Source organism: Streptomyces sp. NPDC000594 (assembly GCF_040299965.1).
GTDB lineage: Bacteria > Actinomycetota > Actinomycetes > Streptomycetales > Streptomycetaceae > Streptomyces.
Genome location: NZ_JBEPCY010000036.1, coordinates 74,581 through 85,938, shown reverse-complemented (window position 1 = coordinate 85,938; position 11,358 = coordinate 74,581). Strand labels below are relative to the sequence as shown.

Genomic DNA, 11,358 nt, shown 5'->3' with positions numbered 1-11,358 from the left:
CCACCCCACCCCACCCCCCGCCCGGCGGGCCCCCCCCCCCCCTGTCGCCGGGGGGGGGGGCCCCACGGCACGAGCGGGGCGTCCTTACCCGGGAAGCTCCTCCGCGAGCGCCCGCAGCGCCAGCCGGTAGGAGCCGATGCCGAAGCCCGCGATGGTGGCGCTGGCGACCGCGGCGACCACCGAGGTGTGCCGGAAGGTCTCCCGCGCGTACGGGTTGGAGATGTGCACCTCGATCAGGGGCGCGGTGCGCTGGGCCGCCGCGTCGCGCATCCCGTACGAGTAGTGCGTGAAGGCCCCGGGGTTGAGGACCACCGGGATCGAGCCGTCCGCCGCCTCGTGGAGCCAGCGGATCAGCTCGCCCTCGTCATTGGTCTCCCGTACCTCGACCGCGAAGCCCAGCTCCCGGCCCACGGCCTCGCAGGTCTCCACCAGTCCGGCGTAGGAGGTGGCCCCGTAGACATCGGGCTCACGGGAGCCGAGCCGCCCCAGATTGGGGCCGTTGAGCACCAGGACGCGCCGGGTCACGCCGTGACCTCCCCGTACGCGGCGAGCAGCACCGCCGGGTCCGGGCCCTCCAGGACGGTGGGCCGGGCGAGCCCGTCCAGCACGATGAAGCGGAGCAGATTGCCCCGGGACTTCTTGTCGACCTTCATGGTCTCCAGCAGCCGGGGCCACTGGTCGCCCCGGTAGGTGAGCGGCAGTCCGACGGAGGCGAGGACCGAGCGGTGCCGCTCGGCCGTGGCGTCGTCCAGGCGTCCGGCGAGCCGTCCCAGCTCGGCGGCGAAGACCATGCCCACGGAGACCGCGGCCCCGTGGCGCCACTGGTAGCGCTCGTTCTTCTCGATGGCGTGGGCGAGCGTATGGCCGTAGTTGAGGATCTCGCGGCGGCCCGACTCCTTGAGGTCGCCGGAGACCACCTCGGCCTTGACCCGGATGGAGCGCTCGATCAGCTCGGCCGTGTGCCGGCCCGCGGGGGTGCGGGCGGCCTCCGGGTCGGCCTCGATCAGGTCGAGGATGGCCGGGTCGGCGATGAATCCGGCCTTGATCACCTCGGCGAGACCGGAGACATAGTCATGGACCGGGAGCGAGTCCAGCGCCGCCAGGTCGCAGAGGACCCCGGCGGGCGGGTGGAAGGCGCCGACGAGGTTCTTGCCCTCGGCGGTGTTGATCCCGGTCTTGCCGCCGACGGCGGCGTCGACCATGCCGAGGACGGTGGTGGGCACCGCGATCCAGCGCACCCCGCGCAGCCAGCTGGCCGCGACGAAGCCCGCGAGGTCCGTAGTGGCGCCGCCGCCGACCCCGATGATCACATCGGTACGGGTGAAGCCGGTCTGCCCCAGCGCCTTCCAGCAGTAGGCGGCGACCTCGGCGGTCTTGGCCTCCTCGGCGTTGGGGACCTGGACGGCGATGGCCTCGTACCCCTGGCCGGCCAGGTCCTCGCGGATGGCCTCACCGGTCCCGGCCAGCGCCTCGGGGTGGATCACGGCGACCCGCTGGGCCCCGCCGATCAGCCCCGGCAGCTCTTCGAGCAGCTGCCGGCCCACCAGGACCTCGTACGGGGCGGTGCCCTCGCTGCCGCCGACCTGGATACGGGTCACTGCCTCGTCCGTCATGCGTCCTTCAGCTCCAATGCCGCGAGGACCGCGTCGGCGACCTCGTCGGGGGTGCGTTCATCGGTGGCCACGACCGCGCGGGCCACCTCGGTGTACAGATGCCGGCGGGCGTCCATCAGCTCCCGCCACTGGCGGCGCGGGTTGACCGCGAGCAGCGGCCGGGCCTGGTTGAGGCCGGTGCGCCGGACGGCCTCGTCGACCTCCAGGGAGAGATAGACCACCGGCAGGCCGCGCAGGGCGGCCCGGGTGGAACCGTCGAGGATCGCGCCGCCGCCGAGGGCGAGGACGCCGGTGTGCCCGGCGACCGCCGCCGCCACCGCCGCGCGCTCCAGCTCACGGAAGCGCTCTTCACCGTCGGTGACGAAGATGTCCGAGATCTCCCGGCCCTCCGCGGCGACGATATCGGCGTCGGTGTCCCGGTAGGAGACCCCGAGGCGGCGGGCGAGCAGCTCGCCGACGGTCGACTTGCCGGAGCCCATGGGCCCGACCAGGACGACGCGTGGACCGCTCACCGGATCTGGAGGTGGTCGAGGTACGAGGTGACATTGCGCCGGGTCTCGGACACGTTGTCACCGCCGAACTTCTCGCCCACCGCGTCCGCGAGGACCAGGGCCACCATGGCCTCGGCGACGATGCCCGCGGCGGGGACCGCGCAGACGTCGGAGCGCTGGTGGTGGGCGGCGGCGGGCTCACCGGTGGTGATGTCGACGGTGGCCAGCGCGCGGGGCACGGTCGCGATGGGCTTCATCGCGGCGCGGACCCGCAGCAGCTCGCCGGTGGACATGCCGCCCTCGGTGCCGCCGGAGCGGCCGGTGCTGCGGCGGATGCCGTCGGGGGTGGGGACGATCTCGTCATGGGCCTGCGAGCCGGGCACCCGGGCCAGCTCGAAGCCGTCGCCGACCTCGACGCCCTTGATGGCCTGGATGCCCATGAGGGCCGCCGCGAGCCGGGCGTCGAGCCGCCGGTCCCAGTGGACATGGGAGCCGAGGCCGACGGGCACGCCGTAGGCCAGCACCTCGACCACACCGCCGAGGGTGTCGCCGTCCTTGTGGGCCTGGTCGATCTCGGCCACCATCGCGGCGGAGGCGTCCGGGTCGAGACAGCGCACCGGGTCCGCGTCCAGCCGGTCGACATCGCCCGGGGTGGGCAGCACGCCGTACGGGGCACGGGCCGCGGCCAGCTCCACCACATGGGAGACGATCTCGATGCCGGCGGTCTCCTTGAGGTAGGAGCGGGCGACGGCGCCGAGGGCGACCCGGGCCGCGGTCTCCCGGGCGGAGGCGCGCTCCAGCACCGGGCGGGCCTCGTCCAGGGAGTACTTCTGCATCCCCGCGAGGTCGGCGTGGCCGGGGCGGGGGCGGGTCAGGGGGGCGTTACGGGCGAGGGCGGCCAGCTCGTCGGGGTCGACCGGGTCGGCGGCCATGACCTGCTCCCACTTGGGCCACTCGGTGTTGCCGATCATGACGGCCACCGGGGAGCCCATGGTCAGACCGTGACGCACACCACCGAGGAAGGTCACCTCGTCGCGCTCGAACTTCATCCGGGCGCCGCGTCCATAGCCGAGCCGGCGACGGGCCAGATGGTCGGCCACCATCTCCGTGGTCACGGGTACCCCGGCGGGCAGTCCCTCCAGGGTGGCCACCAGTGCGGGGCCGTGGGACTCCCCCGCCGTCAGCCAACGCAGCCTGCTCAACGGTGCTCCTCTCATCGCGCCTGGAACCGCTGCGGCCGGGCCGGGCGCGCGGCCACCGGTCCGCCTGATGTGATCCTCCCATGTCCGGCGGGGTGCCCGGACTCATGGGTCCAGCAGGCGGACACCCGGGCCCGGGACACCGGCGGCGGAGCGGGCCGGTCCGGCGGGCGGCCCGGGGTCAGCGGGCGGCGAGGGCCTGTTCGCCCGCCGCGCGCATGGCGGCCAGCGGTCCCGGCCGGACCCCGGTCATCAGCTCGACCTGGAGGACCGCCTGGTGGACCAGGAGGTCGAGACCGCCGAGGACCGCCCCGCCCCGGGCGGACCAAGCCGCCGCGAGCGGCGTCGGCCAGGGGTCGTAGACCACGTCGAAGAGGGTTCCCGGGGCCTCGGGCACCCGGTCCGCGAGGCCGTCGGTGGCCCGCGCCGGGGTGGTGGCGACGACCAGTGGGGCGGTGAGCGCCGACGCGGCGTCGGCCCAGTCGAGGACGCGCACCTCCACCCCGAGGCGCTCGCCCCAGCCGCGCATCTCGGCGGCGCGGGCCTCGCCCCGTACACAGGCGGTGACGGGCCCGGCGCAGATCCGGGCGAGGGCGGCGAGCGCGGAGGCGGCGGTGGCCCCGGCCCCGAGGACGGTGGCGGCGGGGACCCGCTCGACACCCCGCTCGGCGAGGGCGGCGACCAGCCCGGGGATATCGGTGTTCTCACCCGTCCGGCGGCCGTCCTCGGTGACGACGACGGTGTTGACCGCCTCCACGGCGGCGGCGGTGGGGCTGATCCCGTCCAGCAGCGGGATGATCGCCCGCTTCAGCGGCATGGTCAGTGAGAGACCGGCCCAGGAGGGGTCGAGCCGGTCCAGGAAGCCGGCCAGCTTCTCCTCGGTGACCTCGAACCGGTCGTACGACCAGTGGCCGAGGCCGAGCGCGGCGTAGGCGGCGCGGTGCAGCACCGGGGAGAGCGAGTGGGCGATGGGCGAGCCGAGCACGGCCGCCCGGCGCACCGTGCAGGGGGCCCCGGCCCGCGCGGCGGTCATCCTGTCCCTCTCACCCGTACCGGACTCGGCGGACCTCATTCGACGCCCGATTCATTGAACTTGTCCCGCAGCACATTGAACTCGCTGAGGGTCTTGGCGAACTCCGTCTTGTTCATGCCGTCGGTGGCGACGAAGTAGTACCAGCCGTCGTCGGTGGGGTCGATCGCCGCTTCCAGCGCCTGCATGCCGGGGTTGCCGATGGGGCCCGGCGGAAGACCCTCGTGGTAGTACGTGTTGTACACATCCGGGTCGTTCCTGATCTCGTTCAGGCTGATCTTGATCTCGCTCTTGCCCTTGAGATAGTTGTAGGCGGAGTCGAACTCGATCTTCCCGTTGCTCTGGGTGTTCCCGGGCTTGAGGCGGTTGTAGACGACCTCGGACATCTTGCGGAAGTCGTCGTCGGTCTTCCCCTCCGCCTGCACCATGCTGGCCACGGTGATCAGCTGCCAGGGCCCCTTGAGACCCAGCTCTCGGGCTTCCTTGGCGAGGTCGATCCGGCCGTACTCGGTGACGGCGCGGGCCACCATCCGCTTGAGGACCTTCTCGGGCTCGGTGCCCTTGGCGACGGGGTAGCTCGCCGGGAAGAGGAAGCCCTCCAGCGGGTCCTTGAGCTTGGGGTGGCCGGTGGCCCACTTGGGCAGCCCCAGTTGGCCGGCCTCCTCGCGGGCGACCTTCTGGGTGGTGCCGGGCTCCAGCTCCAGCCGCTTGTCGATCTGCTGGTAGACCCAGGCGTTGCGGCGGCCCTCGGGGATGATCAGTGCGTTGCGGGACTCGGGCCGGAGCATCGCCTCCAGGGCGCTGGCCCCGGACATCTCCTTCTTCAGGGTGTAGACCCCGGCCTGGACCGACTGGCCCTTGGGGTTGTTGCCCTGCGCGGAGACAAAGGCGTCGACGCTCTTGACCACGCCGTTCTTCTTGAGGATGCGGCCGATCTCGGAGCCGACGGCACCCTGCGGGATCTCCACCTGGACGGTGCCGCTGCCGGAGCCGCTGTAGTCGGGGGCGGGGCCGAAGCGGCCCTCCCAGAACTGGTAGCCGAAGTAGCCGACCGTACCGACGCCGCCGGCGAGCACGGCGGCGACCACCAGACAGGCGACACCGTTGCGGCTCTTGCGCTGTTTCTTGGACCGGCCACCGCCCCGGCCGGAGCCGTCGCCGCGCCGGGAGCGCCCGGGCGGCGGGGGCGGGCCCGCTCCGTCGTCGTCGGGGGCGGGGTGCCGCTCGTCGTCGCCGTCGGTGCCGTCCTCGGTGAGGGGGGCCTCGGCGGCCCCGTCGCCGGGCGGGTGCTCGGTGCGGCGGTCCGGGGGCTCCGGCGGCGGATAGGCGTCGGGACCGGTGTACGGGTCGGGGGTCCGGCCGCCGTAGGGGTCACCCGGGACGGCCGCGCCCTGGGTGGGGTCGTACGGCATCGCGGTCTGCTGGCCCGCGTCCCAGCCACCGGGGAACTGCTGCTCGCCATAGGGCTGCTGGGGGTGCTGGGGCTGCTGGGGGACGTACTGCTGATCGCCGTAGCCGGGGGCGGCCGGGACCTGGCCGGGGCCGGGCTGTCCCTCGTACCCGCCCTGACCGGGGTACCCGGCCCCCTGGCCCTCATAGCCGCCCTGCCCGCCCGGCACGCCCTGCCCGGTGAAGGGCTGGGCGTGCTGCTGGGACGGATCCGGGTACGGCTGACCGGGCGCCTGCTCATAGGGCTGCTGGTGCTGTGCCTGGTGCTGCTGATGCTGCGGCTGCTGGTGCTGCTGATACGGGTCGGGGGTGCCGTACTGCGGATTTCCCTCGGGGGACTGACCGGGATGGCCCTGGTACGACTGCCCGAGAGGGTCCGCGAGGGGGTCCGCGTGGGGGTTCTGCTGCCCCGTCCATGCCGGGTCCCCGTACAACGGGTCCTCCGGTTGCCACGGCGCGGAGCCCGGGCCCCGCCCATATTCAGTCATGGTTCCCCAAACAGCCGTGAGGGGGTCCGTACGGCCGCCTCTCCGTTGAGCAGCGGCTGCTCGAAAAGCGCCGCATCGCGCGGAACGTTACCGTATCGCGATCAGACAACCACTTCGACGGACTCGCCGGGGGGCGCCCCCGCCGTCCGTTCGGACTCCAGAGCGTTCTGAAGGATCACCACAGCGGCAGCCTGGTCGATGACAGAGCGCCCTTTTCGGGAGGTCACGCCCGAGGCGCGCAGCCCCTGGGTGGCCGTTACTGTGGTCATCCTCTCGTCCACCAGCCGGACCGGGACGGGGGCGATCCCCCGGGCCATCTCGGTGGCGAAGGCACGTACCTTCTTGGCCGCCGGGCCCTCCCCGCCGCTGAGCGAGCGGGGCAGACCGACGACGACCTCGATCGGTTCGTACTCCTCGACGATCTGCCGCAGCCGCCGGTGGGCGGCCGGGACATCACGTCCCGGCACGGTCTCCACCGGGGTGGCGAGCACCCCGTCGGGGTCGCAGGACGCGACCCCGATCCGGGCGTCGCCCACATCGAGGGCGATCCGGCGCCCCCGTCGCATGGACGTCACGAGACCTCGGCCACCAGTCGCTCGACGGCGGCGATGGCGTCACCGACGGCGTCCGCGTTCTGACCGCCGCCCTGGGCCACGTCCGGCTTGCCGCCGCCTCCGCCGCCGAGGGTCTTGGCGGCGGTGCGCACCAGGTCACCGGCCTTGAGCCCGCGCTCGCGCGCGGCCTCATTGGTGGCGATGACGGTGAGCGGACGGCTGTTGGCCACGGTGAACAGGGCCACCACGGCCGGACGGTCGCCGGGGATGCGGCCCCGGACGTCCAGCACCAGCTTGCGCAGGTCGTCGGCGGTGGTGCCGTCCTGCACCCGCCCGGTGACCAGGGCCACCCCGTGGATGTCCTGGGCGCCCTGGGCGAGCCCGGCGGCGGCCTGGAGCACCTTCTCGGCGCGGAACTTCTCGATCTCCTTCTCGGCGTCCTTGAGCTTGGCGAGCATGCCCGCCACCTTCTCGGGCAGCTCCTCGGGACGGCCCTTGACCAGCTCCTGGAGCTGGGCGACGACCGTGTGCTCCTTGGCGAGGAAGTTATAGGCGTCCACGCCGACCAGGGCCTCGATCCGGCGGACGCCGGAGCCGATGGAGGACTCTCCGAGCAGCTTCACCAGACCCAGCTGGGCGGTGTTGTGCACATGGGTGCCACCGCACAGCTCCTTGGAGAAGTCGCCGATGGTCACCACCCGGACGCGCTCGCCGTACTTCTCGCCGAACTCGGCGATGGCGCCCTGCTTCTTGGCCTCGTCCAGGCTCATGACCTCGGCCTGGACATCCAGCTCACGGGAGAGGACCTCGTTGATCCGCTGCTCGACATCGGTGAGGACCGTGCCGGGGACGGCGGCGGGCGAGCCGAAGTCGAAGCGGAAGCGGCCCGGGGAGTTCTCCGAACCGGCCTGGGCGGCGGTCGGGCCCAGGGCGTCGCGCAGCGCCTGGTGGGTGAGGTGGGTGGCGCTGTGGGCGCGGGCGATGGCCCGGCGGCGGCGCACATCGATGGCGGCGTAGGCGGAGGCGCCCACGGTCACCTCGCCGACCTGCACCGACCCCTTGTGCACGGAGACACCGGGGACCGGCTGCTGCACATCGCGGATCTCGATCACGGCGCCGGAGTCCAGCTTGATCCGGCCGGTGTCGGCGAGCTGGCCGCCGCCCTCGGCGTAGAAGGGGGTGCGGTCGAGGACGACCTCGATCTCGTCGCCCTCGGTGGCGGCGGGCGAGGGGACGCCGTCGACCAGCAGCCCGACGATGGTGGACTCGCCCTCGGTGGCGCCATAGCCGGTGAACTCGGTGGCGCCGGAGGTGTCGGCGACCTCGCGGTAGGCGGAGAGGTCGGCGTGGCCGGTCTTCTTGGACCGGGCGTCGGCCTTGGCCTTGTCCCGCTGCTCCTTCATCAGACGGCGGAAGCCGTCCTCGTCGACGCTCAGCCCCTGCTCGGCGGCGATCTCCAGGGTGAGGTCGATCGGGAAGCCCCAGGTGTCATGGAGCAGGAACGCCTTGTCACCGGCGAGGACCGCGGTGCCGGCGGACTTGGCCTCGGTGATGGCCCCGTCGAGCACATTGGTGCCGGCGTTGAGGGTCTTGAGGAACCGGGCCTCCTCGGCGAGGGCGACGGCCTCGATCCGGGTGCGGTCGGTGACCAGCTCGGGGTACTGCTCGCCCATGGTCCGGATGACGACATCGACCAGGGCGGCGACGACCGGGCCGGTGGCGCCGAGCAGCCGCATATTGCGGATGGCGCGGCGCATGATGCGGCGCAGCACATAGCCGCGGCCCTCGTTGCCGGGGGTGACCCCGTCGCCGATGAGCATCACGGAGGTGCGGATGTGGTCGGCGACGACCCGGAGGGAGACATCGGAGCCGTGCTCGGCGCCGTAGCGGACCCCGGTCAGCTCGGTGGCGCGCTCCATGACGACCCGCAGGGTGTCGGTCTCGTACATGTTCTGTACGCCCTGGAGGATCATGGCGAGACGCTCCAGGCCGAGCCCGGTGTCGATGTTCTTGGAGGGCAGGTCCCCGACGATCGGGAAGTCCTCCTTGCCCTCACCGGCGCCGCGCTCGTACTGCATGAAGACCAGGTTCCAGATCTCCACATAGCGCTCGTCGTTGACGGCGGGGCCGCCCTCGACGCCGAACTCCGGGCCGCGGTCGTAGTTGATCTCGGAGCAGGGGCCGCAGGGGCCGGGGACGCCCATGGACCAGAAGTTGTCCTTCTTGCCCAGCCGCTGGATGCGCTCGGAGGGGACCCCGACGACATCCCGCCAGATCTGCTCGGCCTCGTCGTCGTCCTGGTAGACCGTGATCCAGAGGCGCTCGGCGTCCAGGCCGTAGCCGCCGTCCTCGACGGAGGAGGTCAGCAGCTCCCAGGAGAGCTTGATGGCCCCTTCCTTGAAGTAGTCGCCGAAGGAGAAGTTGCCGCACATCTGGAAGAAGGTGCCGTGCCGGGTGGTCTTGCCGACCTCTTCGATGTCCGGGGTACGGACGCACTTCTGCACGCTGGTGGCGCGGGGGAACGGCGGCTTGGTCTCACCGAGGAAGTAGGGCTTGAACGGCACCATGCCCGCGTTGATCAGCAGCAGAGTCGGGTCGTCCGCGATCAGCGACGCCGAAGGGACGACGGTGTGCCCGCGCTCCTCGAAGAAGCTCAGCCAGCGGCGGCGGATTTCAGCCGACTCCATCAGTGGTCCTCATTCCGGTTGGATGTGTTGGGGTGGATGTACGGGGCGCGCCGGGGCTTCCCGAGCGCGGGGCGGCGCTCCCGTGCGAGCGCCGGGCGTCCGGAGCCGCCGGTGGACGGAAGCTCGGCCGGGCCGGGGTGGGCCGCGGTGCCGAGTACCTCGCCCAACTCGGCTTCGCGCTGGATCATTCCCGCCCTGACGTCCAGAGCGAAGTCCTTAACCCGGTGACCTGCGTCGATGGCCTTGTTGGCGGCCTGGGCCGCCAGGCTTTCGGGGGTGAGCCGCTGAAGCTTGCGGTTCACCTTGGTGGTGGCCCACACACCGGCGGCGGCGCCCGCGGTGAACCAGAAGGTACGGCGGAACATCTCTCAGCCCTTCCTGCCCCAGCGGCCCCGGCCGCCACGTGCGGGTGGCACCGACCGGCCGGCGATCACCGTGCGACCGCGCTCCCCGGGGGTCTCGTCCGTGCGGCCCATCGCCCGGCGCACTCCGTAGCCGAAGGCCGCGACCTTGACCAGCGGGCCGCCGAAGGTGGAGGCGACGGTGGTGGAGAGCGCGGAGGCGTTGGAGGTGACCTCCTGGACATCGGTGGCGATGGCGTCGACCCGGTCGAGCTGGGTCTGTGCCGAGCGGACCGTCGCGGAGGCGTCCGCCAGCAGCGGGACCGCCTGCTCGGTCACCTCCGACACCAGCCGGGTGGTCGCCCTGAGCGTCTGGGCCAGCCTCACCAGCACCACGGCCAGGAAGGAGACCAGGATCGCCCAGAAGACGGCCACCAGGATCCCGGCAACCTCTCCACCGGTCACACCGCACCGCTCTCTCTCGTGTCGTCCGGCTCTGTGTCGTCCGGCTCTGTGTCGCCCGGGTCATGTCGTCCGGTCGTCCGGGCCATGTCCCCGGTACCCCGAAGCCTCGATACCTCGAAGCCCCGACGCGTCGGGAACACCCCGTAAAACCGTCCACCGAGCCTATCGCGCCCGCACCCGCCCTCCGAACGGAATACCGGGTCGGACCGGTGGATTCCCGCTCCGCCGAGGGCCGGGCGGCGGCCGGGCGGGGGACAGGCGGGGGACAGCCGGAGGACGGGCGGGGGACGGGACGGCGACCCCGGGAACGCGAGAGCCCGCCGCTCCCCGAAGGAGAGCGGCGGGCCGATGCGCGGGGTCGTACCGCGCCCGGGATCAGCGGGCGTAGTACTCGACGACGAGCTGCTCGTCGCAGATGACCGGAACTTCCTTGCGCTGCGGGTCGCGGTCCAGGCGGAAGGCCAGGGCCTTCAGGTTCACCTGGAGGTAGCGGGGGGTCTCGCCGTCGGCGGCGAAGCCACCCTCGCGGGCGACCTGGAACAGGTTCTTGGCGCGCGAGCGCTCGCGGACCATCACGACGTCGTCGGGACGGACACGGAACGACGGCTTGTCGACCTTGCCGCCGTTGACCTCGATGTGGCCGTGGACGACCATCTGGCGGGCCTGGTAGATGGTGCGGGCGATGCCCGAACGCAGCACCAGGGCGTCCAGACGACGCTCCAGCTCGATGACCAGGGCCTCGCCCGTCTTGCCCTCGGCCTTGCGGGCGCGGTCGTAGGCGCGGACCATCTGGCGCTCGCTGATGTCGTACTGCGCACGCAGCCGCTGCTTCTCCAGCAGACGGACCTTGTAGTCCGAGTTCTGCTTGCGGCCACGGCCGTGCTCGCCCGGCGGGTAGGGGCGGGCCTCGAAGTACTTGACGGCCTTCGGCGTCAGCGCGATACCGAGCGCACGGGACTTCTTGACCTTGGGACGCGACTGGTTAGGCACGTTCTCCAGACCTCCGTTGTAGGTTAGGTTAGGCTCACCTTACTCAAGGAG

11 protein-coding genes are annotated in these 11,358 nt (G+C 72.2%); all 11 read right to left on the bottom strand.

Translation table 11 applies throughout. From position 1 onward, the window contains the following. Window positions 1-84: 84 nt before the first annotated feature. The 11 genes from ABT354_RS31950 to rpsD all read right to left on the bottom strand — a co-directional run bounded on the left by ABT354_RS31950 (window position 85) and on the right by rpsD (window position 11,307). Window positions 85-525 carry a type II 3-dehydroquinate dehydratase gene (locus ABT354_RS31950; RefSeq protein WP_351500264.1) on the bottom strand — a complete coding sequence of 147 codons (441 nt, stop codon included), beginning with the start codon at window positions 523-525 and terminating at the stop codon, window positions 85-87. After that, window positions 522-1,613, bottom strand: coding sequence for a 3-dehydroquinate synthase (aroB, locus tag ABT354_RS31945; protein ID WP_351500262.1), 1,092 nt, complete (start codon window positions 1,611-1,613; stop codon window positions 522-524). Before aroB ends, ABT354_RS31950 begins: the two co-directional genes overlap by 4 nt. Next, complete coding sequence (locus ABT354_RS31940) at window positions 1,610-2,092, bottom strand: shikimate kinase (RefSeq protein WP_351500270.1); 483 nt, start codon at window positions 2,090-2,092, stop codon at window positions 1,610-1,612. The genes aroB and ABT354_RS31940 overlap by 4 nt, the downstream gene beginning before the upstream one ends. Window positions 2,093-2,121: 29 nt before the next feature. Then, window positions 2,122-3,306 carry a chorismate synthase gene (gene aroC, locus ABT354_RS31935; RefSeq protein WP_351500260.1) on the bottom strand — a complete coding sequence of 395 codons (1,185 nt, stop codon included), beginning with the start codon at window positions 3,304-3,306 and terminating at the stop codon, window positions 2,122-2,124. A 178-nt stretch (window positions 3,307-3,484) separates the two neighbouring features. After that, the gene (locus tag ABT354_RS31930) at window positions 3,485-4,336 is read right to left on the bottom strand and encodes a shikimate dehydrogenase (RefSeq protein ID WP_351500258.1); all 852 of its coding nucleotides are present in this window, start codon (window positions 4,334-4,336) and stop codon (window positions 3,485-3,487) included. A gap of 35 nt (window positions 4,337-4,371) precedes the next feature. Further along, window positions 4,372-6,270: an endolytic transglycosylase MltG gene (mltG, locus tag ABT354_RS31925; RefSeq protein WP_351500256.1), complete on the bottom strand. Its 1,899-nt coding sequence runs from the start codon at window positions 6,268-6,270 to the stop codon at window positions 4,372-4,374. Between the two features lie 101 nt (window positions 6,271-6,371). After that, the gene (gene ruvX / locus ABT354_RS31920; protein WP_351500254.1) at window positions 6,372-6,836 is read right to left on the bottom strand and encodes a Holliday junction resolvase RuvX; all 465 of its coding nucleotides are present in this window, start codon (window positions 6,834-6,836) and stop codon (window positions 6,372-6,374) included. 5 nt (window positions 6,837-6,841) lie between these two features. Continuing rightward, window positions 6,842-9,511, bottom strand: coding sequence for an alanine--tRNA ligase (gene alaS, locus ABT354_RS31915; protein WP_351500252.1), 2,670 nt, complete (start codon window positions 9,509-9,511; stop codon window positions 6,842-6,844). Beyond that, complete coding sequence (locus tag ABT354_RS31910; protein WP_351500250.1) at window positions 9,511-9,876, bottom strand: DUF6167 family protein; 366 nt, start codon at window positions 9,874-9,876, stop codon at window positions 9,511-9,513. Before ABT354_RS31910 ends, alaS begins: the two co-directional genes overlap by 1 nt. A gap of 3 nt (window positions 9,877-9,879) precedes the next feature. Continuing rightward, window positions 9,880-10,317, bottom strand: a complete 438-nt coding sequence (locus ABT354_RS31905; RefSeq protein WP_351500248.1) for a DUF948 domain-containing protein — start codon at window positions 10,315-10,317, stop codon at window positions 9,880-9,882. A gap of 375 nt (window positions 10,318-10,692) precedes the next feature. Further along, window positions 10,693-11,307 (bottom strand): 30S ribosomal protein S4, encoded by a 615-nt coding sequence (gene rpsD, locus ABT354_RS31900; protein WP_351500246.1) that lies wholly within the window; start codon window positions 11,305-11,307, stop codon window positions 10,693-10,695. Window positions 11,308-11,358 lie beyond the last annotated feature (51 nt).